The 25,698-nt window shown below is 40.4% G+C and carries 24 protein-coding genes and 1 riboswitch; of the genes, 18 read left to right on the plus strand and 6 right to left on the minus strand.

From position 1 onward, the window contains the following. Window positions 1–265 (plus strand): transposase (locus C502_RS18360; RefSeq protein ID WP_018677050.1); only part of this gene is annotated, 265 nt, incomplete at its 5' end. Here the strand turns inward: C502_RS18360 and C502_RS0113540 are convergent. After that, window positions 246–2,183, minus strand: coding sequence for an acyltransferase family protein (locus C502_RS0113540; protein WP_018679360.1), 1,938 nt, complete (start codon window positions 2,181–2,183; stop codon window positions 246–248). The genes C502_RS18360 and C502_RS0113540 overlap by 20 nt on opposite strands. Before the next feature lie 331 nt (window positions 2,184–2,514). Next, window positions 2,515–3,234, minus strand: coding sequence for an SDR family oxidoreductase (locus C502_RS0113545; protein ID WP_018679361.1), 720 nt, complete (start codon window positions 3,232–3,234; stop codon window positions 2,515–2,517). Between the two features lie 254 nt (window positions 3,235–3,488). Between C502_RS0113545 and C502_RS0113550 the strand changes: the two genes are divergently transcribed. Next, window positions 3,489–3,989, plus strand: coding sequence for a GNAT family N-acetyltransferase (locus C502_RS0113550; RefSeq protein WP_018679362.1), 501 nt, complete (start codon window positions 3,489–3,491; stop codon window positions 3,987–3,989). A gap of 37 nt (window positions 3,990–4,026) precedes the next feature. On the opposite strand, the gene C502_RS0113555 is transcribed toward C502_RS0113550, so the two are convergent. Together C502_RS0113555 and C502_RS0113560 are read right to left on the minus strand one after the other, a co-directional pair. Next, window positions 4,027–4,215, minus strand: coding sequence for a DUF3565 domain-containing protein (locus C502_RS0113555; RefSeq protein WP_018679363.1), 189 nt, complete (start codon window positions 4,213–4,215; stop codon window positions 4,027–4,029). Continuing rightward, the gene (locus C502_RS0113560; protein ID WP_018679364.1) at window positions 4,216–4,668 is read right to left on the minus strand and encodes a MarR family winged helix-turn-helix transcriptional regulator; all 453 of its coding nucleotides are present in this window, start codon (window positions 4,666–4,668) and stop codon (window positions 4,216–4,218) included. It abuts the gene before it with no gap. A 179-nt stretch (window positions 4,669–4,847) separates the two neighbouring features. On the opposite strand from C502_RS0113560, the gene C502_RS0113565 reads away from it, so the two are divergent. The 9 genes from C502_RS0113565 (at window position 4,848) to lpxC (ending at window position 14,853) form a co-directional block, all read left to right on the plus strand. After that, window positions 4,848–5,330 carry a glutathione peroxidase gene (locus C502_RS0113565; RefSeq protein ID WP_018679365.1) on the plus strand — a complete coding sequence of 161 codons (483 nt, stop codon included), beginning with the start codon at window positions 4,848–4,850 and terminating at the stop codon, window positions 5,328–5,330. Between the two features lie 222 nt (window positions 5,331–5,552). Then, window positions 5,553–6,497, plus strand: a complete 945-nt coding sequence (gene gshB, locus C502_RS0113570) for a glutathione synthase (RefSeq protein WP_018679366.1) — start codon at window positions 5,553–5,555, stop codon at window positions 6,495–6,497. 224 nt (window positions 6,498–6,721) lie between these two features. Then, entirely contained in the window at window positions 6,722–7,819 is a 1,098-nt protein-coding gene (murG, locus tag C502_RS0113575) for an undecaprenyldiphospho-muramoylpentapeptide beta-N-acetylglucosaminyltransferase (protein WP_018679367.1), read from the plus strand. Between the two features lie 13 nt (window positions 7,820–7,832). After that, on the plus strand, window positions 7,833–9,284 hold the full coding sequence (gene murC, locus C502_RS0113580; RefSeq protein ID WP_018679368.1) for a UDP-N-acetylmuramate--L-alanine ligase: 1,452 nt from the start codon (window positions 7,833–7,835) through the stop codon (window positions 9,282–9,284). 91 nt (window positions 9,285–9,375) lie between these two features. Further along, a complete protein-coding gene (locus C502_RS0113585) occupies window positions 9,376–10,302 on the plus strand; it encodes a D-alanine--D-alanine ligase (RefSeq protein ID WP_018679369.1) in 927 nt (308 codons plus the stop codon). 6 nt (window positions 10,303–10,308) lie between these two features. Further along, window positions 10,309–11,166: a cell division protein FtsQ/DivIB gene (locus C502_RS0113590; protein ID WP_018679370.1), complete on the plus strand. Its 858-nt coding sequence runs from the start codon at window positions 10,309–10,311 to the stop codon at window positions 11,164–11,166. Window positions 11,167–11,230: 64 nt separating this feature from the next. Further along, window positions 11,231–12,493 (plus strand): cell division protein FtsA, encoded by a 1,263-nt coding sequence (ftsA, locus tag C502_RS0113595; RefSeq protein WP_018679371.1) that lies wholly within the window; start codon window positions 11,231–11,233, stop codon window positions 12,491–12,493. Between the two features lie 167 nt (window positions 12,494–12,660). Beyond that, entirely contained in the window at window positions 12,661–13,839 is a 1,179-nt protein-coding gene (gene ftsZ / locus C502_RS0113600; protein WP_018679372.1) for a cell division protein FtsZ, read from the plus strand. A gap of 111 nt (window positions 13,840–13,950) precedes the next feature. Next, on the plus strand, window positions 13,951–14,853 hold the full coding sequence (gene lpxC, locus C502_RS0113605; protein WP_018679373.1) for a UDP-3-O-acyl-N-acetylglucosamine deacetylase: 903 nt from the start codon (window positions 13,951–13,953) through the stop codon (window positions 14,851–14,853). A gap of 98 nt (window positions 14,854–14,951) precedes the next feature. Here the strand turns inward: lpxC and C502_RS0113610 are convergent, their stop codons facing one another. Continuing rightward, on the minus strand, window positions 14,952–15,392 hold the full coding sequence (locus C502_RS0113610; RefSeq protein ID WP_018679374.1) for a hypothetical protein: 441 nt from the start codon (window positions 15,390–15,392) through the stop codon (window positions 14,952–14,954). A gap of 106 nt (window positions 15,393–15,498) precedes the next feature. Here C502_RS0113610 and C502_RS0113615 point away from each other — a divergent pair, with 106 nt between their 5' ends. Continuing rightward, window positions 15,499–16,197, plus strand: coding sequence for a M23 family metallopeptidase (locus C502_RS0113615; protein WP_018679375.1), 699 nt, complete (start codon window positions 15,499–15,501; stop codon window positions 16,195–16,197). A gap of 79 nt (window positions 16,198–16,276) precedes the next feature. Here the strand turns inward: C502_RS0113615 and C502_RS18640 are convergent, their stop codons facing one another. Further along, complete coding sequence (locus C502_RS18640) at window positions 16,277–16,756, minus strand: Lcl C-terminal domain-containing protein (RefSeq protein WP_018679376.1); 480 nt, start codon at window positions 16,754–16,756, stop codon at window positions 16,277–16,279. A gap of 246 nt (window positions 16,757–17,002) precedes the next feature. Here C502_RS18640 and aceE point away from each other — a divergent pair, with 246 nt between their 5' ends. The 6 genes from aceE to guaB all read left to right on the plus strand — a co-directional run bounded on the left by aceE (window position 17,003) and on the right by guaB (window position 25,669). Beyond that, complete coding sequence (gene aceE / locus C502_RS0113630) at window positions 17,003–19,720, plus strand: pyruvate dehydrogenase (acetyl-transferring), homodimeric type (protein ID WP_018679377.1); 2,718 nt, start codon at window positions 17,003–17,005, stop codon at window positions 19,718–19,720. 2 nt (window positions 19,721–19,722) lie between these two features. After that, the gene (locus C502_RS0113635) at window positions 19,723–21,654 is read left to right on the plus strand and encodes a 2-oxo acid dehydrogenase subunit E2 (protein ID WP_018679378.1); all 1,932 of its coding nucleotides are present in this window, start codon (window positions 19,723–19,725) and stop codon (window positions 21,652–21,654) included. Window positions 21,655–21,794: 140 nt separating this feature from the next. Beyond that, the gene (locus C502_RS0113640) at window positions 21,795–22,082 is read left to right on the plus strand and encodes a hypothetical protein (RefSeq protein ID WP_018679379.1); all 288 of its coding nucleotides are present in this window, start codon (window positions 21,795–21,797) and stop codon (window positions 22,080–22,082) included. 34 nt (window positions 22,083–22,116) lie between these two features. Next, a riboswitch (yybP-ykoY riboswitch) is annotated at window positions 22,117–22,258 on the plus strand. A gap of 83 nt (window positions 22,259–22,341) precedes the next feature. Further along, entirely contained in the window at window positions 22,342–22,917 is a 576-nt protein-coding gene (locus tag C502_RS0113645; RefSeq protein ID WP_018679380.1) for a TMEM165/GDT1 family protein, read from the plus strand. Between the two features lie 166 nt (window positions 22,918–23,083). Then, on the plus strand, window positions 23,084–23,881 hold the full coding sequence (locus C502_RS0113650; protein ID WP_018679381.1) for an oxygen-binding di-iron domain-containing protein: 798 nt from the start codon (window positions 23,084–23,086) through the stop codon (window positions 23,879–23,881). A gap of 321 nt (window positions 23,882–24,202) precedes the next feature. Next, window positions 24,203–25,669: an IMP dehydrogenase gene (gene guaB, locus C502_RS0113655; protein ID WP_018679382.1), complete on the plus strand. Its 1,467-nt coding sequence runs from the start codon at window positions 24,203–24,205 to the stop codon at window positions 25,667–25,669. The last annotated feature ends 29 nt before the right edge of the window (window positions 25,670–25,698 follow it).

Here is a 25,698-nt window from a genome sequence, read left to right on the forward strand (position 1 = left end):
GTTAAAGAATCAAGGTATTGATTTAATTACGTATCATCGAAAGAACATGCGGACTGTTCAACTCTGTGCACAAGATGAATATCACTTAAAACAACGTAATAAGATAGAAACGTTATTTAGCTTATTGAAAGGACAATACAATTTAGTGACGAGTAAGGCACGTAGTATTCATGGATTTCTAAGTGGGATTTATGCATCGTTATGTGCATATCAATTAACCCAACGAAATAAGCCAAAAATTCAAATTATGGAATCAGTGGCTTAAACAGGATTCGGGTTAATAGTTTATTTCCATATTCACTTAAATGATCTCCATCACGATAAATAGGTCTGCTTTTATAAGTAGATATACATGCTTGAGCAGGACATAATGTTTTGGCTGGATCTATAGTCGTTACTCCGCACGCTTTAGCACTATTCTGAATAATATTTCTTACTTTAGATGAGCGATTTAAATAATTTTCATAAGACATTGTGATCGGAGTAGGTTGATTAAAGAATAAATTTTTAGCAATCGTCTTAGGGATGTTCATTGGAAATTCAGGAACAGGATAAGTGATAAAGGTTGGATTGCTTTTAGATAGTTGACATAGCGTTTCTGTTAAGTCTTTAGAAACCAATGTATAAAGTTTATCTTTTGAAACTATTTTATCATCTGGAAAATATAGAGAAGATTGATTGCCTTCAGTTTTTACGCGTTCAATATCATTTTGGCCTTCAAGATAGACTGGCAACCTAGAGATTAAAATAATAGGCAGATTTTTATATTTTTTAGACTTAATGACTTTAAGGCGTTTCTGATTAATGTTATAACAATCATCATGGTTTATTTTGTCTTGAATGTTTGCATTCAATAAAAATGGGCAACTTGCAGTTACGATAGAAATGATACCTTCATTTTTTAAATCAAACGCTGAAGCAACAGCAGTAGTCAAAGAGTCGGCATGACTATCCCCAATAATTACAGCTTTTATATTGTTCTGATTACCAATTTCACATTCTTCTACAGCACGATTTCTTAAACTTGAATCGCATTGATAAGGATTTGAGTTGCTACTTTCTTGCTCAGCAATTTTCGCGATTTCCGGCAGTCGTGAAGGAACGCCATCCGTTTTTTTAATATAGTAAGCACAAGATAAAATGATTAAAAATATATAAAAAGGTTTAATTTTGTATATATCTTTCCAAGATGAATATCGTGGAAAATTGATCTTTTCAATAAATTGATAACTTAAAAATCCAAGTAAAATTGAAAGTGGAATTCCGTATATCCACCAGTTATCAAATGAAAAGTAGAATCCAATAACTACTAAAGGCCAATGCCAGACATAAATGGAATACGACCATTTTCCGATATAGCTAAAAGCAGGATTAGTTATGACGAAATTATTTTGATAATGACTTACAAGAATTAAATATGCACCAAAGACAGGGATTAGAGCCATATAACCAGGCCATAATGTCTCCTTTGACATGAAAACATAAGCAGTTGCAATAAGGATTAGACCTAAAGATTGAACTGTAATCTGTTTAAATTTGTTTTGAAGTGACCAAGGATACAGGAAAGCTAAACCACCGAGTAACATCTCCCATGCTCGGCTTGTGAGTAAAAAATAAGCCGTTTTACTATCTTTGTATGTAGCGAAAATACAATAAATAAAGCTCGCTAAAAATAATCCGAACACTACACGTTTTAGATTTTTGAAACTCAAGTATTTTTTTAGAGCAATAATTATAATTGGAAAGAAAATATAGAATTGCCATTCAACAGAGAGTGACCACGTATGGAGTAGCCATTTCGTATGCTCCGCCGTATCAAAGTATCCTCCTCCTTTTGCAAAAAGAAGGTTTGAAATAAATAAGGAACTTTTCTCAACTTGTTGACCTAAACCACGATAATCATTTGGTATTAAATAAAACCAACCAAATACGAACAGTGCAGCAGACATTGCTGCTAATACAGGAATAATTCGGTTAGCTCGAGCATTGTAGAATTTGAATAAATTAAAAGAGTTTTTTTCTACGCTATTAAAAATAATAGCTGTCATTAAAAAGCCAGAAATAACAAAAAAGACATCTACACCTGCAAATCCGCCGGGTAACCATTGTGGATTAAAATGAAAAATAATAACTGCAAGAACCGCTATTGCTCTAAGGCCATTTATATCGTATCTAAATTGCATGTGAAACAGGTGATAAAGTCAAAAGTTTGTACATTCTATAACTTAATGAAATTTAAATCAGGGTTAATGATTCATTTAAACTTTTAGTAAAACTCGCATAATATAAGTAATAGCTAAAAAGTAAATATGTATGTTATTTAAATTAATAAATAAAATACAATCACTTATGGTATGTTTTTTTATTTTTTACGCATGTTTAGTTGCCTAAATACACTTACCTTAGCTGAATTTTACATTCCTATACTTCTTATATTTCAACATCAAGTTTAGCTCTTCAAAACCCTTTATTTGTTCAAACCTCAATGATATGAACACAATTTAAGAGGGAAAACTAAACATTCTTATCCAGCATCGCAGGCATCAAGATTTCTTTGACACAACTTGCCTTACTGGTTGAAATAATAAAATGAATTGCCTGAATAACATCTATCAAAGGAATTAACGCAGATTTAGTTTCTTCTAAAATTTCTTCAACAGGTTTTTCAATTTCATATTCACTGGCAAGGTAGCCTAGATTAAGCACGCTTACTCCAATTAAATGCTCACGTAAGATTTCTCGTAGTGATTGTGCAATACCCCTTAAGGCAAATTTAGTTGCGGAGAAAACAAGTTCTTTACCGTTATGATTCTCAACACCCCAAGTGGAACCGATCAGAATGATTTTAGCGTTATCAGATAGTTTTAGATTTTCAATGAGAGATTGAATGGATTGGATACAAGTAGTGATATTGGTATTAATGATTTGGTTTATTTCAGTAGCAGAAACATCTTCAAAATTATAGTTGTCGCTAAAAGCTCGTTGTTCCCAAATGCCCACGTTGTAAATCAGCACATCAAGTTTTTGCTGTCCAATCATAGTCTTTACATCACTTACAGCTTGTTCAGAATTGGAGAGATCAGTACAGATCCAGTTTAAGTCTAGAATTTCTTGTGGTTGGGTGCGAGATACGCCATAGATGGTATCTGTTGGCTTTGGAATAGTTTGAACAATCGCTTTTCCTAGTCCCTTACTGACGCCGTATATGAGAAAAGTTTTATTCGAGTTATCCATTCATCTGTCCATGTTTTTAGTTTAAAAGACAACTATAAAATCTCAACTTAACTTGAGGTCAAGGATTGAGTTTAGTTGTTAAGAGAAATAATTAACTCATTAATTGTTGAAAAATAAGCATGAAACATGAAAAATTAAAAAAAACCGTGCCAGTGCGCTGAACCCTAGAACGTCTTAATTTAAGATTTTGATGTGGAAAGAAAAAGTTTAGGTGTTTCACATAAGGCTTATGTTGATTTTAGGTAGATTGAAAAATGGCTGTATTTGAAACAAAAAACTTATTATTAAAACCATTTGCTGAAGAAAACTTAAATGAAGCTATCACCCTATTTCAAGATAAAGACTTCATGGTTTTTTCACCTAACGGAACATTGAATGTTGAAGATGCAACAAATCGTTTTTATGAAATCTTAGAACATTATGAAAGATATGGATTTGGAAAATTAGCCATTATCTCTAAAAACACCCATAAGATTGTTGGTTACTGCGGTTTTGAAATGTGTACTGTGGATGGGACAGATGAAGCAGAATTGGGTTTTAGATTGGTCAAAAGCGAACGAGGACAAGGATATGTCATTGAAGCTACTTCAAGATTGCTAGAAGACATGAAAAATAGAAATTTTAAAAAGGTAATAGCATTTTCTGAAGAACAAAATGTACCAGCTCATAACCTTTTAAAGAAGTTAGGATTTATTAAAACCTTTACTTCTAATTTTTTAAATATGGATGTGATCTTCTTCAGTAAGGATCTATAAATAAATCATACATTTAACATGGTGGGCGTTATGCGAATTACTTGTCCTCACACTTTTTACATTCCAACTTCATACCTAACGTTTCATTACGCCCTTGCTCAGTCAAAACCCAAGGGCGATTTTGCCACGGTGGGTCATGGCGCACATGCTGGGTGTGACCACAAGCGAGATCAGCAACAAAATGTCCTTCGGCGTCCAAGTGAAAACCAACAATGGCTTGTTGCATTTATTCACTCAGACTTTCGAGTTTAGAATCTTCCAAACCCTTTAAAAAACGATGGCATAGATTATGAATTGCCACCAAATCATTTGGATCAACACCCAAAGAGCAGGCGAGTTTAAACGGAATTAACGTAATTTCATCTTTTGCTGACAGTGCTTTTTCCAGCAAGATGACCTTTTTCATACGCTCATCTTCTTTCACCGCAACGCGCTTTAAAAATTGTTTTTCTTCAAGTTTTTTAATAATTGGTGTCAGCGTTCCCGAATCAAAAAAGGTTTTTTGACCAATTTCAGACAACGTTACATTGTCCTTTTCATATAAAGCCAGCAGCACAATAAATTGCGGATAGGTCAGGTCGTATTCCTGAAGCAAGGGACGATATTGACGAATCATCGCATTGGTCGCGGAATACATTGCAAAACACACTTGATTATCCAAGTAAGAAAATTCAGTCATGCTTTGCTCCTCAACGTCATCTTTGCGAACTCACAGTATAGTTTGATTAATGCAAAAAGTATATTGTGCATAATTAACTTGCATACAAGATATTTGTGTGCAATATTAATTAACATAGCTGAACAAATATACAAAGCTATTAAGCAAATAAGATTGATTGAATCAGAGCGAGATGTTGTATGACCACAATTTATGATTTTCAGGCTGAACTTTTAGAAGGCGAGCAAAAGAACTTTTCGGACTATCAAGGCAAAGTTTTGTTGGTAGTGAACACTGCAAGCCAATGTGGCTTAACCCCACAATTCGAAGGACTTGAGAAGCTATATCAGGACTATCAACAACAAGGTTTGGTGATTTTAGGCTTTCCATGTAACCAGTTTGCCAACCAAGACCCATCAAGTAATGAAGAAATTGGCAGCTTCTGTCAGCGTAACTATGGCGTATCATTTCCAATGTTTGCCAAAGTCGATGTGAATGGTTCAAATGCGCATCCGATTTATAAATATCTCACTTCAGAAGCCAAATGCATCTTAGGTAGTGAAAGCATCAAATGGAATTTCACCAAGTTTTTGATTAACCAAAATGGTGAAGTCATCAAACGCTATTCACCAACCACCAAACCTGAAAAAATTAGCAAAGATATTCAAAAACTGTTGGCATAAGTTGAATATAAAATTGAATGCTTTACAAATTACTGGTATTGAAATCATCTACCAGTAATTTTTTAATTTTTATCATCAGAAAATCGTCTATTTAAATAAATCGAATCTAGTGATTTGAATAAATTAGAATTTTTTAGATTTAATAATTACATAACTTGTTTAAACATCACCATTAAACTTCGCTATACTTTTTGCCAAGATTAAAAATATGAGCGTCAAACTATGCGTGTACTTGTGGTGATGGACCCAATCGAAACGGTGAATCTTAAGAAAGATTCCACGATGGCAATGTTATGGGCGGCAAGCCGTCGCGGTCATGAATTGGGTTATGCATTACAGCAAGATTTATATATCGATCAAGGCAAAGCTTTTGGCTTGATTTCACCACTCCAAGTTTTTGAAGATTATGATCATTATTATGAGTTAGGTGAAAAACAAAAAGAATCGCTCGCTGCATATGACGTGGTGCTGATGCGTAAAGACCCACCGTTTGACATGAATTTTGTCTATACCACTTATATTTTGGAACAAGCTGAACGTGAAGGTGCGTGGATTATTAACAAACCACAATCGCTACGTGACTGTAATGAAAAGCTGTTCGCAACTCAATTCCCAGAGTTACAAGTACCGACTTTGGTGACGTCTCAACAAAGCCTAATTCGTGAATTTATTAAAGAACATGGTGATGTGATTGTAAAACCACTCGATGGTATGGGGGGGATGGGGATTTTCCGTTTATACCAAGATGGGGTAAATATTGGTTCAACTCTGGAAATGCTCACCGAAATGGGAACATGTCCAATCATGGCACAACGCTATATTCCTGAAATTGTTGAAGGGGATAAGCGTATCTTGATGGTGAATGGTGAGCCGATTCCCTATTGCTTGGCACGTATTCCTCAAAACGGTGAGGTGCGTGGTAATTTGGCGGCAGGTGGTCTAGGTCAGGCACGTCCACTCACTGAAAATGACAAAATGATTGCGGCAAAAGTAGGGCCTTTCCTCCGTGAAAAAGGTTTGGTTTTTGTCGGTCTTGATGTGATTGGTAATTATGTGACTGAAATTAATGTGACCAGTCCGACCTGTATCCGTGAGATTGATGCACAATTTGGAACCTCGATTGCAGATGATCTTTTCGATGTTTTAGAAGCCAGTCGTAAAAACTAAAAAAACTATTTTTTGACCAAACTGCCCGTTTGTATTTCGCTTAAATTTGTGAGCAAATGGGCATTTGGATATCGACAGAACCTTGTTTTCAGCAAAGAATTGAAAAAAGCCAAGCTTTCTGTTGTAAACAGGTGAAATTCGCTTTTCGTGAACGAAGCTTTAGGATTAGAATAACTTCCGAAAACAATAGACGATAACCTTCTTTTGAGTTGAAGAATTAGACCGTGACCAATTCACCACAGAACAAAGCTAAACATGTCATGATGATGGCCGCTGGTACAGGTGGGCATGTTTTCCCTGCGCTTGCCGTTGCCAAACAACTGCAACAAGAAGGCTGCCAAGTTTCTTGGTTAGCGACGCCTACAGGAATGGAAAATCGGTTACTCAAAGATCAAAATATTCCGATTTATCAAATTGATATTCAAGGCGTACGTGGGAATGGTATTTTACGTAAGCTCAGCGCACCGTTTAAAATTTTAAAAGCGACTTTAAGCGCGATGCGCTATATGAAGCAATTAAACATTGATGCGGTTGCAGGCTTTGGTGGTTATGTCGCTGGGCCAGGGGGCTTGGCTGCACGTTTGTTGGGTATTCCTGTGTTGATCCATGAGCAGAATGCGATTGCAGGATTTACCAATACCCAATTGGCGCGTATTGCCAAAACAGTTTGTCAGGCTTTTCCAAATACCTTTCCAACTAGTGATAAAGTGGTGACCACAGGCAATCCTGTGCGTGCTGAAATTACGGCGATTTTGAATCCATCATGGCGTTATCAAACCCGTGAACAAGAACAAGCTCCAATCAATGTTTTGATTGTGGGTGGATCGTTGGGGGCGCAAGCGCTGAATGAACGTTTGCCTGAAGCTTTGATAAAGGTCAATGTCGCGTTAAATGTGTTTCATCAATGTGGTCAAAATCAGCAAGATACAACGCGTGAGCGTTATCAGGGTGCGCCTGCAAGTTTGAATATTCAAGTTGAGCCATTTATTCACGATATGGCAAAAGCCTATAGTGATGCAGATTTAATTATTTGCCGTGCAGGTGCATTAACAGTAACTGAGGTCGCGACAGCAGGTTTAGCTGCCGTTTTTGTACCGTTACCGATCGCAGTGGATGATCATCAAACCGCAAATGCTAGATTTTTGGCAAATGTAGGTGCTGCGAAGATTTGCCAGCAAGCGGAAATGACACCTGCTGTTTTGGATGAACTGTTAGCGACTTTACTGAATCGCCAGTTACTCTCTGAAATGGCAATTAAAGCACGTCAACAAGCACAACCGAATGCGACGCAGCATGTGGTTGATCTGATTAAAAAATTGTAATTCGAGTTTATTTATGTCTCCAACAAATCCAAACCAAGCCAAAAAGCTGATTAAAGTGCCAGAAATGCGCCGTATTAAACATATCCACTTTGTTGGTATTGGTGGTGCGGGGATGTGTGGTATCGCCGAAGTATTGGCGAACCAAGGCTATAAAATTTCAGGCTCAGACATTAAAGCCTCTAAGACCACAGCGCAACTCGAAAGCAATGGTATTAAAGTTTATATTGGGCACTCGGCTGATAATATTAAAAATGCCAATGTATTGGTGGTTTCAACAGCGATTGATCCTGAGAACCCTGAGATTAAAGCTGCGATTGAACAACGTACGCCAATTGTACGTCGTGCAGAAATGCTCGGTGAGTTAATGCGCTACCGTCATGGGATTGCAGTGGCTGGAACACATGGTAAAACCACGACAACGAGTTTGTTAACGACGATGTTGGCAGAAGAAAACCTTGATCCGACTTATGTGATTGGTGGTTTGCTGAATAGTACAGGTGTGAATGCTGCGTTGGGTGAAAGCCGTTTTATCGTGGCAGAAGCGGATGAATCAGATGCATCATTCTTGTATTTGCAACCCATGGCAGCGATTGTTACCAATATCGATGCAGACCATATGGATACCTATGAAGGTAGCTTTGATAAATTAAAAGATACCTTTATTCAGTTCTTACATAATTTACCATTCTATGGCTTGGCTGTGGTTTGTGGGGATGATGCCAATATTCGTGAGATTCTTCCTCGTATTGGTCGCCCAACGTTGACCTATGGTTTTGATGAAGATAACGATATTCGTGCTGTGGATGTGTTACAAGAAGGTATGCAATCGCATTTCACGGTGTTGCGTAAAGACCGTGAACCTTTACGTGTCACGATTAACCAACCAGGTTTGCATAATGTTTTAAATGCATTGGCAGCGATTGGCGTAGCAACGGATGAAGGTGTTTCTGATGGTGCGATTTGTCGTGCTTTAGAGAGCTTTAGTGGTGTGGGACGTCGCTTCCAAGTTCAAGGTGAATTTGAAGTCGGCGAAGGCTTAGTGAAATTGGTCGATGATTATGGTCATCATCCAAAAGAAGTTGAGGCAACCATTAAAGCGGCACGTGCTAGCCATCCAAATCGTCGTTTAGTCATGTTATTCCAACCGCATCGTTTTAGCCGTACCCGTGATTGTTTTGATGACTTTGTGGACGTGCTATCACAAGTTGATCAATTGTTATTGTTGGAAGTTTATCCAGCAGGTGAAAAGCCAATCGTGGGTGCAGATAGTCGTGCTTTAGCACGTAGTATTCGTTTACGTGGTGAGGTCGAGCCGATCTTGGTTGACCCTGTTGATGGTAATTTACCGAATGTTTTACAAAAAGTGTTACAAGCGGATGACCTGTTATTAACACAAGGCGCGGGTAACGTTGGTGCAATTTCAGTAGAATTGGCTCAGCATCGCTTGTATGCCAAATCCCCCTAACCCCCTTTGTTAAAGGGGGAACTCCTCCCTTTGAAAAGGGAGGTGGGGAGGGATTTAATAGAATATATGAAGTTTTTTTAAGGATATAAACGTGTCAAATGCTGCAAAATTCGGCAAAGTTGCTGTGTTGTTTGGTGGGAAGTCAGCTGAACGTGCTGTGTCATTGGATAGTGGTCAAGCCGTTTTAGAAGCGCTATTGCGCTCAGGTGTGCAAGCAGAAGCATTTGATCCACAAGCGCGTAGCGTGACTGAGTTAGTGGGTTATGATCGTGCTTTTATCGTATTGCATGGTCGTGGTGGTGAAGATGGTCAGATCCAAGGTGTATTGGAATGGTTAAACCTCCCATATACAGGCACGGGTGTGCAGGGTTCTGCGATTGGGATGGATAAAGTCAAAACTAAGCAAGTTTGGCAAGGGAGCGATTTACCGACCGCACCATATCGCATTATTACCAAAGATTCTGACCTAGATGCTGTCGTGGCAGACTTAGGATTACCTGTCATTATCAAGCCAGTACATGAGGGTTCAAGTGTTGGCATGAGTAAGGTTGAAAAAGCAGAAGATTTTGCGGCTGCGATTGAGAAAGCAACACAACATGATGCTGTAGTGATGGCAGAAAAGTGGATTACAGGTCGTGAGTTCACCATTTCATTCTTGAATGGACAACCTCTGCCTGTGATTCGTTTACAACCGCCAGCAGATGTTGCTTTTTATGACTATGAAGCAAAATACCAACGTGATGATGTGCAGTATGGCATTCCTTGCGGCCTAACAGAGTCGGAAGAGCAAAACTTACAAGCACTTTGTCTACGCGCTTTTCAAGCAGTTGGTGCAGAAGGTTGGGGACGTATTGATGCCATGCAAGATGAGCAAGGCAATTTCTGGTTGCTCGAAGTCAATACCGTACCGGGAATGACCAGTCATTCTTTAGTACCTAAAGCAGCTCAAGCGGTAGGTTATAGTTTTGATCAGCTCTGTGTTGCGATTTTAGAGCAAACTTTAACAAAGTCGGCTTAATTATATATGGCTCAACTCCCTGCTTCTATGCGTCGTAAAACACGACCAGCCATTAGCTCGATTCATGAGAAACCGCCTTCGCCTAAACAAAAGATGGTGAATGCGGGTGGTTGGGCGTTGTTGATCATTGCTTTTGCTGTATTGGCAATTGGTCTGTATGGCTTATATAAAGTGATGACTGATGCGAAAGTCGCACAATTGCAGGTGGTTGGAACCAGTTCAGATGTTGAAAGTCAACAGTTAGTGCAATATCTGAGCCCAATAATAAAAGATAACTATTTCACTTCTGATCTCGAGCAAATTCGAGATCAAGCGTTAAAAGTTTCTTGGGTAGACCGTGTCGTGGTATCACGAGCTTGGCCTAATGCAATTCGCGTGCGGGTGATGCCGCGTCATGCAATTGCACGTTGGGGAACAGGGCGTTTGCTCAGTGATAATGGCGATGTGTTTAGTGAGGCTGTGTTAAAAGTACATCCAAACTTGCCACTGCTACATGGTCCAGTCAGCCAATCCAAAATGATGATGCGTCGCTATAATGAAATTAATCAATTGTTTCATCCTGCGAATTTAAGATTAAAAGAATTGTATTTAACTGAGCGAATGACTTGGTTTATGCAGTTTGATTCGGGTCTGCGGATTATTGTGGATCAAGATCAAACCATGAATAAGCTCCAGCGCTTAAGCCATTTGGCACAAACGGACTTAAAACCTGTATGGTCTAAAATCTCAGCCATTGATTTGCGTTATCGGAATGGTCTTGCCATTCAATGGAAAAACGCAATTCCGCCAAAGATTGTTAATGGTCAGTTAGTTGTAACGATTGATGACACAAGCCTTGCAGGGGCAATTCAGGCAAAGCCATAATATGTGGCTTGAAAATAACGGCAGTTTGCCCGTACTAAACAACAAAAGATATGGTAATGAAGTAATGAGTGAAGCTGTTTCCTCAGTTGTTGCGATTGATATTGGGACACATAAAGTCTCAGTTTTAATTGGTAAGGTCCATGCACCGGATAAGATCCAAGTGATTGGCATGGCAACTGCTCGCAATCGAGGCATGGTTAAAGGCAAAATTGTCAGCTTAGATAAGGTGATTGCGGCAATCAAAAATGCGGTTTCTGAAGCCGAAGATATGGCGGAGTGCCGTATTCATAGTGCATGGGTGTCTATTCCAAGTACTGAGTTGCAAAGTTTTTATGCTTCAGGTCGAACTCCTGTTGCCAATCATGATCATATTATTACGACAAATGAAGTGGTTAGAGCACTGGAGTTGGCAAAAGCCAGTCATGTCTCACCAGATTATTATCTTGCGAGTGCTGTGCCATTAGGCTTTGAGCTAGGTGATTCAGCTGAATGGGTACAGAACCCAGTGAACATGGCTGCACATAGTATGACAGGTCATTATCAATTAATGATGATGCCGATTAGCACTATGCAAAACCTTGATCGAGCTATGAAAGGGGCCAATATCGGGGTGGAAAAAATGGTGGTGTCTTGCTTGGCAACAGCCGAAGCAAGTCTACTCAAAGATGAAAAAGAGTATGGTGTTTGTCTAGTCGATATTGGTGCAGGAATTACCAATACTGCTGTGTATTTAGATGGACGTTTAGCATTAGTACGCACTTTGCAGCGTGGTGGTGAAAATGTCACTCGTGATATTGCGGCGGTTTTACAAACCACAACGGAAGAAGCAGAGCGCATTAAAATTTTACATGGCTGTGTCGATCTGAGTGTGGTAAAGCCAGATCATATGATTCAAGTACAAGCGATTGATGGACCACAAACCATTAGTCGTATTGAACTTGCAGAAATTATTATTGCGCGCTATGAAGAGATCTTTACATTAATTCGTGAAGAGTTGGAGCATAGTGGTGCAATACATGGTTTATATCATGGGGTTGTACTCACAGGCGATGCCTGTCAAATTGAAGGTATGGTCAATTTGGCACGTCGTATGCTTGGTGTATCAGCCCATTTAGGTAATCCACCTTTGCAAGTATATGCCGATGATCAACATTTAGCTGCATTACGTCGATCAATGTATGCGACGGCTTCTGGGTTGTTGATGTTTAGCCAAAGTGACTTGCAGGATGCAGTCGAAGAGCCAGAAGAAGCCAATGATCGTAGTTTTATGGATCGTGTTGCAAATGGTTGGAATGCATTAAATAGCAAATTAAAAGCCATATTTTAAGTTGTACTTATTTTGGGGAAAAATTGTTAGGAAGTTGTAATAGTGAGTCGCTGTACTTGACAAGCTAGGTATTATTGAACAGCATCCTAAACATCGGTTGTTTTAAAAATCAGGGCAGTAACGGGCTGAAGTGACTGCCACTTAATATATTAGGAAATCTAAAGGTCATGGCCTCATTTGAATTTATAGAAGATGAACTAGACGATGGCAACGGTCAAGCCCGTTTCACAGTATTTGGTGTGGGTGGTGGTGGCGGTAATGCTGTCCAACATATGGTGCAATCTGATATTCAAGGTGTAAAATTTGTTTGTGCCAATACGGACAAGCAAGCTCTTGATAGTATGAACGCCCCATTTAAAATCCAACTTGGCGAACAAAGTACCCGTGGTTTAGGTGCAGGTGCGAATCCTGAGGTGGGTCAAATTGCTGCTGAAGAAAGCCGTGAAGTGATTCGTCAACACTTAGAAGGCACGGATATGGTATTTGTAACCGCAGGTATGGGCGGTGGTACAGGTACTGGAGCAGCACCAGTGGTGGCTGAAGTGGCCAAAGAAATGGGTATTTTGACTGTAGGTGTGGTGACAACACCGTTTAACTTTGAAGGTCGTCGCCGTCAAAAGTCTGCTGAAAAAGGGATTGATGCGTTAGAAGCACATGTTGACTCATTAATTATTATTCCGAACCAACGTTTACTCAGCGTTTATGGTGATATTTCAATGAAAGATGCCTATAAAAAGGCAGATGATGTATTGTTAAATGCGGTGCGCAGTATTTTTGATTTAGTTGTCAATCGTGGTCATATTAACCTCGACTTTGCTGATTTGAAAACAGCCATGAGTACCCGTGGTTATGCGATGATGGGTGCTGGTTTGGGTCGTGGTGAAGATCGTGCTCGCCAAGCTGCTGAGCAAGCAATCCGCAGTCCATTACTTGATAATGTAAATATTATCAATGCGAAAGGCGTATTGATTAACATCACAGGTGGTGATGATATTACTTTACGTGAAACAGAAATCATTACCGATGTCGTGAACCAAATTGTTGATTTGGATGAAGGTGAAATTTTCTACGGTACGGTATTTGATCCAGATGCACGTGATGAACTTCGTGTTACTGTAATCGCAACAGGTTTAACCCGTAACGCGAGTGAAGTTGAGCATAAAAAACGCAGTGTTGTTGCTCATAAGCCTGTTCAAGTTGCACCACAATCTGTTGATGAGGATGATGTTCCAGCGATTAGTAAACGTGCAAATGTAGAAGTTCCCGCAACTGCTGCACCAAGTTCTACACCGCGTTCATCGCCAATGAGCATTCAAGATTATTTGAAAAATCAGCAGCGCAAATAATAAAATCATATATTTACACGAAGGGAGTAAGTAATTGCTCCCTTTTTTATTTTTTTAAAATGGCAAAATATGCTAACTTATATCGGTTTTTGCAAATGAAGTTGGCATGGCATGGTGAAACAACGTACTCTCAAACGTGTGGTAAAAGCGAGCGGTATTGGTCTGCACAGCGGTCAAAAGGTGCTGATTAATTTTGTTCCACACCATATTGATGGAGGTATTGTCTTTCGCCGTATCGACTTAAACCCGCCTGTCGAGATCCAAGCCAATGCAATGTTGATCCAAGAAGCCTTTATGTGTTCCAACCTTGTCCGTGAAGATATTAAAGTGGGAACGATTGAGCATGTCATGAGCGCAATTGCGGGGCTAGGTATTGATAACTTAATTGTGGAGGTTTCTGCTTCAGAAGTTCCAATTATGGATGGTAGTGCAGGACCATTTATCTATTTACTCATGCAAGGTGAGTTGGCGGAGCAAAATGCCCCAAAGAAATTTATAAAAATTTTAAAACCTGTTGAAGCACTAATCGACGATAAGCATGCTATTTTTACCCCTCATTCAGGTTTTCAGCTCAATTTTACCATCGACTTTGATCATCCAGCTTTTGCCAAAGAATATCAATCTGTGTCCATTGATTTCTCAACAGAAACCTTTGTGTATGAGGTGAGTGAAGCGCGAACCTTTGGTTTTATGAAAGATCTTGATTATCTAAAGGCGAATAACCTTGCTTTGGGTGCAAGTCTGGACAATGCGATTGGTGTGGATGATACAGGTGTAGTCAACGAAGAAGGTTTGCGCTTTGCGGATGAGTTTGTGCGTCACAAGATTTTAGATGCTGTTGGTGACTTATATTTGCTTGGACATCAAATTATTGCCAAGTTTGATGGTTATAAATCAGGACATGCGCTCAATAACCAGTTATTGCGCAATGTTAAAAATGATCCAAGCAGTTATGAAATTGTAACATTTAATAACGAGAATGATTGTCCAATTCCTTATGTAAGTGTGACATAAGTCCTTGTCTTTTATTGGTTGTGTTATGTTGTAACAATACAGATTGAGATTTCTGTCACATAAAATAGATCGGGATTCCCTTCCTTAATATAAGTAGTTTACTTTTTATTGCTTGCCAAACGTAGCAAAGCTTGGCTAAGCTTGGGGTCGCTCACATATTCAGCGGCACTACGTAATTGTTCTTGGGTCTCTGAAGTAAGTGTTTTAGATGGGGGAGAAGGTTCACGAGGAACATTCATTTTGTTTCTTAGGCGAACTTGGATTTTTCGTAAGTCTTTGAGTCCTTCTAATTGAGCTAACTGCGCAACATAGTGGCTTTGTAAATAGCTGAGTTGACTAATCATCGCTTGATTTTCACCAGTTATAATCAAAACACCATGTTGATAACAAACAACCTGCCATTGCTCTGGTTGGGGCAGTAAGGGTTGAATAATTTTCGTAAGTTGTTTCCATTGAGTCACTTGCGTAGTCAGAAACGTTAAGTTTCCAGTTTTTATGTGTTGTCCTTTCTGTTGAAAAACGTTGCTAGGTTCAGACATGTTAACTTCCTTCGAGGTTATCTGCTCATCTTAAGCGTTCATTTTAACTATTATCAAGGAAGAGATGATAAAGGAACTATTTAAGGACGGTTTCAAGAGGTTTTTTATGCATCCGCGTCGTATTTTACTTGCATTTTCATTGGCTGCTTCAGCTGCTTCAGTTGCTTTTGCAGATTACCAGAATATTGGTCAGGCAGCAGACGGTGACCGCCTAGAACAGTTATCTAAAACTTTGGCTCAAGGTTCGTACAGTCATCCTGATGATATCGACTTACCTGCTGTATCGAATGTATCGGTTAAACTTCGTGAAAAAAGCATTGAACTAAATAATGCAACAATTGAAAAGAAATATGGCCGTTCAGCGATTTCTACTTCAGATAATGCACCTTCATTTTCGACAAATACAGGTTATTCTTGGTTAGTAAGCCATCCTTTACAAGAAGGGCGTGTTAGTTCGACTTGGGGTAATCGCACTTTATTGGGAACAACTCGTCATCATTCAGGCGTTGATTTAGCAGCACCATCAGGTACACCGATTTATTCAACAGGTTCTGGTGTGGTGACCAAATCAGGTTGGGGCTCAGGTTACGGTCAATATGTTGAGATTGACCATGGCAATGGCTATATCACACGTTATGCACATGCATCACGCTTAATGGTTAATGCGGGTGATCGCGTGGATGCAGGTGAACATATCGCTAATGTAGGGTGTACAGGTCGTTGTACAGGGCCACATTTGCACTTTGAAGTGGTAAAAGATGGTCAGCGTAAAAATCCATCAACCTACTTGGCAATGTTACCTTAAGAATGATTTGTTAACAGTTGTCTATTAATACAAAAAATCGCCTTTGTGGGCGATTTTTTGTATTAATAGGTGACTATTCCTAATTTTCACTGGCATGGATAAACTGAGTCTTGAGTGTATCTGGGCAATGACGAACTAGACGAACATAATTTTTGTTTTCGCTAAAGGTAAAATTTGCTGTGCCATCAGTAAATGCAACTATTTGGGAATAGGTCCCCCCACCAGTTGAAGACCAAAACCATCCCCACCATGTTGAGCCTTCTATCGGGCGGAATAAAGCCCCTTTAGGACAATCATAGCCTGCTTTTTTCTTGTCTCGGAGTAAGGTTTTTAGTTCATCTAATGTGGGTACTTGCCAATCATTAAAGCCTGCTAAAGTAAATGTTGTTGCAGTTTGCTGTGCTTGGAAGAAATCAAATTCTTCTGCACTCCCTATTGCTTTGCCTTTTTGCCATTGTTGTCCTAGACTCGGTCTTGACCACATTAATCCAGTTCTTTCATCAATCCATACTCCATCTTTATACAGTTGTGTTATATCAATATTTTCTTGATTTGACATTTTGTATTACGCCCTATTTTTGTGATTTAATTTTATGGAGCCGATGTTTTTAATTAAAGTAATTTACAATGGTTAAATTATTTGATTTATTGATCTATTCTGCTATTTTTTGTTTCATTTGGGTCAATGACTATTTAGCGAAAAAATATTAAGAGATTTTGTATTCATTTGGGGCAATATCTCTACTCAAGCAAAACATGATAAAAATAGTACCGACAAAATAACTTAAGGGAAAAGGTGAATTGTATGGCGTTTTATGGCGACTCTGACGCGCAAGAAACCCAAGAATGGCAAGAAGCATTTGATTCAGTATTACAACATATGGGCACGGAGCGTGCTGCCTTCTTACTAGAAAAACTTTATCAACGGGCAATTGCGAAACACGTTCCAATCCAACGCTTAAATACACCTTATCTCAATACCATTTCAGTTGAAGAGCAACCTGCGATGCCGGGCGATCAAGATATGGAGCGCCGTATTCGTGCTTTGATTCGCTGGAACGCTTTGGCGACGGTATTACGTGCAAATAAGACAGGCGATGATCTGGGTGGTCATCTTGCGAGTTTTGCATCATCTGCAACATTGTATGATGTTGGTTTTAACCATTTCTTCCGTGCAGGCTCAGATAACTTTGGCGGCGACATGATCTATTATCAAGGTCATTGTGCCCCAGGGATTTATGCGCGTTCTTTTTTAGAAGGGCGTTTAACTGAAGATCAACTCAATAATTTCCGCCGGGAGGTGGGGGGGAATGGTCTACCAAGCTATCCACATCCTTATTTAATGCCTGACTATTGGCAGTTCCCAACTGTATCTATGGGTTTGGGTCCAATTATGTCGATTTACCAAGCACACATTCAAAAGTACTTGATGAATCGTGGTTTGATTAAAGAAGAAAATCGTAAAGTCTGGGCATATCTTGGCGATGGTGAGATGGATGAGCCAGAAAGTACGGGTGCAATTTCGCTTGCCGGTCGTGAAAAGCTGGATAACCTGATTTGGGTCGTGAACTGTAACTTACAGCGCCTAGATGGTCCTGTACGTGGTAACGGTAAAATTATTCAAGAATTAGAATCTTTATTCCGTGGTGCGGGATGGCGTGTCATTAAAGTGGTGTGGGGTCGTCATTGGGATCCACTACTGGCGCAAGATGCTTCAGGCGCTTTAAAAGCGGTCATGGAAGAAACAGTGGATGGTGAGTACCAGCGCTATCAAGTGAAAGGTGGTGCATATACCCGTGAGAAATTCTTTGGCAAGTACCCAGAAGCTGCGGAACTGGTAAAAGATTTAAGCGATGAAGACATCGATAATCTTAACCGTGGTGGTCACGACCCGTACAAAGTTTTTGCTGCTTATGCAGAAGCAATGAAAGCCAAGGGTCAACCTACTGTTATCCTTGCAAAAACGGTTAAAGGTTACGGTTTGTCTGAAGAAATTGAAGCGGTGAATAAAACGCACCAAATCAAAAAAATGCAGATTGATTCATTAAAGTATGTCCGTGATCGTTTTAATTTGCCATTTAATGATGAGCAACTTGAAGAGTTACCATTCTATCGTCCAGCAGAAAACTCGCCAGAATTAAAATATATGAAAGCGCGTCGCGAAGCTTTAGGTGGTTATTTGCCTGCTCGACGTAAAGAAAGTGCAGCTTTACCGATCCCTGAACTTTCAGTGTTTGATGGTGTACTCAAAGGCAGCGGTGGTAAAGAACAATCAACCACCATGTTAATGGTGCGTTTGATCGCCGCGTTATTGAAAGAAAAAGCGATTAAAGATCATGTGGTGCCAATCGTTCCTGATGAAGCACGTACCTTTGGTTTAGAAGGGATGTTCCGTCAGCTCGGTATTTACGCGGCTCACGGACAAAAATATACACCTGAAGACAATGAACAGCTCATGAATTATCGTGAGGCAAAAGATGGTCACATGTTACAAGAAGGGATTAACGAAGCAGGTGCGATGAGCGCATGGGCTGCGTTAGGCACAAGTTATTCAACCAATAACTTGCCAATGATTCCGATGTATATGTATTACTCAATGTTTGGTTTCCAGCGCATTGGTGATATTGCATGGGCGGCAGGTGATGCTCAAGCACAAGGTTTCTTGTTGGGTGCAACCGCAGGTCGTACCACACTCAATGGAGAAGGTTTACAGCATCAAGATGGTCATTCGCATATCTTGGCAGGCACGATTCCAAACTGTGTGTCCTACGATCCTTGTTTTGGTTATGAACTCGCAGTGATTGTGCATGATGGTTTAAAACGCATGTATCAAAATCAAGAACGCGTGTTCTATTACCTCACTGTGATGAATGAAAACTATGAACATCCTGAAATGCCAGAAGGTGTTGAAGAGGGCATTAAGCGCGGTATGTACTTATTGCAGAAAGATGAGCAAGCAAGTGTTCAACTGCTTGGGTCTGGTGTCATTCTGCGTGAAGTCATTAAAGCAGCGAAAATTCTTCGTGATGAATATCAAATCCATTCAAATGTATGGAGCGTGACCAGCTTTAACGAGTTAGCACGTGATGGTATGGCATGTGATGAATATAACCGTTTACATCCGTTGGCTGAAACAGCACAAGAATCTTGGGTGTCACAACAATTACGTCATACCGATGGAATTGTGGTGTCTGCAACCGATCATATGCGTGCCTATAGCGAACAAATCCGTGCCTATCTACCAGACAATCGCCCATATGTCACATTAGGTACAGATGGTTATGGTCGTTCAGATACGCGTGCTAATTTACGTAGCTATTTCGGTGTGGATGCCGCACATATTGTGGTTGCAACCTTGAAAAAACTCGCAGATGAAGGCGAGGTTGAAAATCGCTTAGTCAAAGATGCAATCTCATCTTTTGAACTAGATACCGATCGTCCCGTGGCATGGGCACCTCAGGCACATCCTGAAGTTCAAGCTGTGGCGGCATACCATGAAAGCCAAACAGGTGAGGGGAACTAATTATGCAAATCCAAGCACCTGATATTGGCGTGGATAAGGCAATCGTTGCCGAAATCTTGGTAAAAGTGGGCGATCATGTTGCAGTCGAAGATAGTCTCTTGGTTTTAGAATCAGATAAGGCGGCAGTTGAAGTACCAAGTACCGCAGCTGGGATTGTCAAAAGTATTCTGGTGCAACAAGGTGATGAAGTCACCGAAGGCGTCGCGTTAATTGAATTAGAATCTGAGTCGGCTGTTGAAGCACCTGCGAAAGAAGCACTGAAATCGGAAGTACCAAAAGCAGAGGCTCAAACTGTAGAAGTTGCAATTCAAGCTCAAGTCGCTCCTGCCGCGACAGCAAGCCAAGTGATTGATGTAAAAGTCCCAGATATTGGGGTGGAAAAAGCATTGGTTGCTGAAGTCTTGGTCAAAGTCGGTGATGAGATTGAGGCTGAGCAAAGCATCGTGGTGGTTGAATCGGATAAAGCCACCGTAGAAGTGCCAAGCTCGATTGCTGGTGTGGTTGAAACGATTCAGATTAAAGAAGGTGACAGTGTTAAAGAAGGCGTGGTGTTGATTCAAGTCAAAACGACAGTCGCCGCTCCTGTCGCTTCAGAAGTACAACCAACTCCAGTAGAAGCAGCAGTTCCTGTATCGGCTACAACTGGTGAAATCGAGATTACAGTGCCTGATCTCGGTGTGGAAAAAGCCTTGGTTTCAGAAATCTTGGTCAGCGTTGGCGATTATGTTGAAGCGCAACAAAGCTTATGTGTGGTCGAGTCAGACAAAGCTTCGGTTGAAGTCCCTAGCGCATCTGCTGGAATTGTCAAAGCCATTCATGTCTCACTCAATCAAGAAGTTCGTCAAGGTATCGCTTTGGCAACGATTGAAGTGAGTGGTTTGGCTGCTGCACAGGCAGTGCCAAAAGCTCAGCCTACAGTTGCCGCAACAGCGACGACGACAGTAGCAAAGCCACAGCCAGCAGTTGCTTCACAAACAGCCTCAGCGCAACCCGAAAAGTTGAGCAAAGAGCAAGAAATTGCGAATGCGAAGGTGTATGCAGGGCCTGCGGTACGTAAATTAGCACGTGAGTTAGGTGTCGTGCTTGGACAGGTTAAAGCTTCAGGTGAGCATGGTCGTGTAATAAAAGAAGATGTGTTCGCACATGTGAAAACACGCCTAACAGCACCGCAGGCAGCGCCAACAGTTCAAGCTGCTCCAGTCGCTTCAGGTCTGCCATCATTACCAGATTTCACCGCATTTGGTGGTGGTGAGGTGAAAGCGATGACGCGTTTACAGCAAGTGTCTGTGCCGCAGTTGTCATTGAACAACTTCATTCCACAAGTGACACAGTTTGATTTGGCTGATATTACTGAGCTTGAAGCGTGGCGTGGAGAACTGAAAGATGGGTTTAAAAAGCAAGGTTTGAGCCTGACTATCTTGGCTTTTATTGCGAAAGCTGTTGCTCATTTGCTGAAAGAAGAGCCTTATTTTGCTGGGCATTTAGCGGATGATCAAAAGTCGGTATTGTTACGTAACGAAATCCATATGGGAATCGCGGTGGCAACACCAGATGGCTTAACCGTTCCTGTATTGCGTAATCCTGATCAAAAGTCGATTAAGCAAATTGCAGCTGAATTGGCTGAATTGAGTCAAAAAGCACGTGATCGTAAATTGTCGCCGAAAGATTTACAAGGCGCTAACTTCACCATTACCAGCTTAGGTAGTATTGGTGGAACTGCATTTACGCCATTGGTGAATTGGCCTCAAGTGGCAATTTTAGGGATCTCGCCTGCAACCATGCAACCTGTATGGAATGGTAAAGACTTTGACCCTCGTCTAATGTTGCCATTGTCATTGTCTTATGACCACCGTGTTATTAATGGTGCGGATGCTGCACGTTTTACCAATAAGTTGACCAAGCTTTTAAAAGATATTCGTAACTTGTTGCTCTAATATATTTTTAAATTTGGAAAACCTCGCTCAAGCGGGGTTTTCTATTTTTTTCAGGATCAAAATGTGGCTTTATTTGTTTAAGCTTTTCTCTAAAAGTAATGTAGATTGATCGCGTTTTTATTTGAAAGAAGGGGGTAAGGATGTTAATCATTTATCGAGTTGTATTACCGATATTACTTATTATTTTTGTATTAATGGGCTTGTGGGTCAATTTTCTACATTTTGCATCAGATTGGGTTATGTACATTGTCATGGGTTTGGAAGTGTTAGCTGCAACAATTGTGGTTAGCATGGAATATCAAGCTCAAAATGTTGGTGGTGCAAGTGGTTGGGGGATTTTTGGTTTTTTTGGATTGAGTGTGAATTTAGCTTTTTTGCTCGGTATTGCTCGCTTGCTGATTTGGGGTTACCAAAAGTTTTGGACATAACGATTTAAAAAGTCCTGATTGTCTGGTAAAATGCACTCACTTCATTGGGGAGTAGCCGCTCTTTACGCAAAGTAAAGAGGTGATGATCAACATAATTGTTCCACAGAACATGGTCATCATAGCAAAGAACCAAAAACAGCTGTTTAGCTGTGCTTTTGTTGGCAAGACCTTTGATTTACCACTCTGCATCAATCTATTTGATTTTGGCTAGCAGGAGGGGTAGGTCATCGGTATATTTTGCTAGCCAGAGCATTCAACTATGTATGAATTCCTCATTTCCACTTCAATTGTTGCCCTTGCAGAAATGGGTGATAAAACACAATTACTTGCGCTTTTACTTGCAGCCCGTTTCCGTAAACCTGTTCCAATTCTGATCGCTATCTTGTTAGCCACCACCATCAATCATGGTATTTCCGCTGTTTTAGGACAATGGATTACCACTGTACTCAGCCCTGAAATTTTATTATGGATACTTGCGCTTGGCTTTATTGGGATGGCGATCTGGATGCTCATTCCTGATGAATTAGGGGATGAAACCGAAAGTATTAATAAATGGCAAAAATTTGGCGTGTTCGGTGCGACCTTTATCTTATTTTTCTTGGCGGAAATTGGCGATAAGACGCAAATTGCTACGGTTGCTTTAGCTGCACGTTTTGACAGTATTTTTTGGGTGATGTGTGGTACGACGGTGGGAATGATGCTTGCTAATGCTCCTGCGGTGTTTATTGGCGACAAATTGGCAGATAAATTACCCATCTCGTTGATTCATAAAATTGGTGCTGCGATTTTCTTGGTTGTGGGTCTTTCGGCACTGGTACAGCATTATTTCTTTTGATACCGCTACATTATCTGAAATAAAAAATCGACCCATCCAAAAGTGATGGGTCTTTTCTTATAAATTACGATAAAAGTCCAATATATGATTGAAACAATAATAAAATCCCATTATTTTATTAAGGAATTAAAATATTTCATATTTAAAGAATTTTTATGGGGTTGACATGAGTTTCGAGCGGACTACATCGCAAATACTATTTGATAATGGTACGCATAAATGCATTAGTTTTACCAGTTTAGTCAAAGGTGAAGGCATTCAAGCCAATCAATTTCTAATTATTGATCATGAGCGCGCAGCAGTCTTAGATCCAGGTGGTGATCTCACCTATGTGCCCTTGACAATGGAACTGAGTCGTTATACTAAGTTGAAAAATTTGGATTATGTGATGGCATCACATCAAGACCCCGACATTATTACCTCAATGCCACGTTGGTTGGTGTATACCGATGCCAAAGTGGTGGCTTCTAAATTGTGGGCACGCTTTTTACCGCATTTGAATTCGGCATTTATGAGTGACCGTATGAAGGGCAATTGGGAAGAGCGTTTAATTGAACTGTCAGATACTGGGCAGATTATTCCACTCGGTGAATCCTCGATTGTTGCTGTACCCGCGCATTTTCTACATTCAGTCGGTAATTTTCAGTTTTACGACCCAACGGCAAAGATTTTGTTCTCAGGCGATATGGGGGCTTCGATCGTTGATGATGCGAGTCAACCAATTACTGATTTTGAAGCGCACATCAAAAAAATGAAGGGCTTCCATCAGCGTTATATGTGTTCCAATAAAGTGATTCGCTTGTGGGTCAATATGGTTCGCCAAATGGATCTTGATATGATTGTGCCTCAGCACGGTACAGCATTTGTCGGTAAAGAAATGATCAAGCAATTTTTGGATTGGATTGAGCAGCTAGAGTGCGGCGTAGATTTAATGAATGAATATGTTTTTAGTTGCCCTGCTTAAATGAATTCGTAGGCAATCAGTTGGATAAACCCTGATGAGTGAATTAGTGAAGGGACTTCGCTTTTGAAAAGTGATGATATTGCGCGATATCAGCACAGCAAACCAAGTATATAAATCATCTGATGGCTTGTCATGGTATCCAATCAAAAGCAGTCATCATTATTCGGATCGGGTCAGCTAGAGTAATTTTACCGACGTACATAGAACCGATGTTGTGTAAAACATACTCTAGCGACTTATAAAATTATTTTCATCATAGAAAATGAAAATCACATCGAAATTTGTATATAATAGCTCACGGAAATTACCAGTGAGATTGTTATGCTGACCATCGTTCAAGAAGCGTTAACCTTCGATGATGTCTTATTACTTCCTGCCTACTCAACTGTTCTCCCAAAAGATGTCTCTTTAAAGACACGATTCACACGCGGTATTAATTTGAATATCCCTCTCGTTTCAGCCGCAATGGATACAGTGACTGAGTCACGTATGGCGATTGCAATGGCGCAAAACGGTGGTATTGGTATTTTGCACAAGAACATGGATATTGCTGCACAAGCTGCCGAAGTTCGCCGTGTGAAAAAATTTGAAGCTGGGATGGTAAAAGATCCAATTACAGTTAGCCCTGAAACCACAGTGCGTGAGCTGATTGCGATTACCCAAGCCAATAATATTAGCGGTGTGCCTGTTGTAAAAGATGGCAAAGTGGTGGGTATTGTCACAGGTCGTGATACACGCTTTGAAACCAATCTTGAACAACCTGTAAGCAACATCATGACGGGTCAAGACCGTTTGGTGACTGTTCGTGAAGGTGAGTCGAAAGAAAATATTCAAGCATTGCTGCAAAAGCATCGTATTGAAAAAGTTTTAGTCGTTGGTGAACACAACGAACTCAAAGGTTTAATTACAGTCACTGACTTCCGTAAAGCGGAAAGCTATCCAAGCAGCTGTAAAGATGACCTCGGTCGTTTACGTGTGGGTGCTGCAGTCGGTACAGGTGTAGAAACACCAAGCCGTGTGGAAGCATTGGTCGATGCGGGTGTCGATGCGATTGTCGTGGATACGGCACACGGTCACTCAGCAGGTGTGATTGAACGTGTACGTTGGGTAAAAGCAAACTATCCACAAGTTCAAGTAATTGGTGGAAACATTGCAACAGGTGATGCAGCCTTAGCATTGTTAGATGCAGGTGCAGATGCCGTTAAAGTGGGTATCGGTCCTGGTTCGATTTGTACCACACGTATTGTGGCAGGTATCGGTATGCCGCAGATTTCGGCAATTGATAGCGTTGCGAATGCACTAAAAGATCAAATTCCATTGATCGCAGATGGTGGTATTCGTTTCTCTGGCGATATGGCGAAAGCAATTGGCGCAGGTGCGAGCACGATCATGGTCGGTTCACTCCTTGCAGGGACTGAAGAAGCGCCAGGTGAAGTTGAATTTTTCCAAGGTCGTTACTATAAAGCATATCGTGGCATGGGTTCATTGGGTGCGATGGCAGGGGCAACAGGTTCCGCTGATCGTTATTTCCAAGACTCTAAAGCAGGCGCTGAAAAGTTAGTACCAGAAGGCATTGAAGGTCGTGTGCCATACAAAGGTCCAATGGGTAATATCGTACACCAAATGATGGGCGGTTTACGTTCTTCTATGGGTTATACGGGTTCATCTGTGATTGAAGATCTACGTCAAAATGCGAAATTTGTGAAAATTACTTCAGCAGGTATGTCTGAGTCGCATGTTCATGATGTGACAATTACTAAAGAAGCACCAAACTACCGTGTCGGTTGATCTTTCGTAATTTAGATAATAAAAGACCG

Origin of the sequence: Acinetobacter tjernbergiae DSM 14971 = CIP 107465, from assembly GCF_000374425.1 — a bacterium.
Taxonomy (GTDB): Bacteria; Pseudomonadota; Gammaproteobacteria; order Pseudomonadales; family Moraxellaceae; genus Acinetobacter; species Acinetobacter tjernbergiae.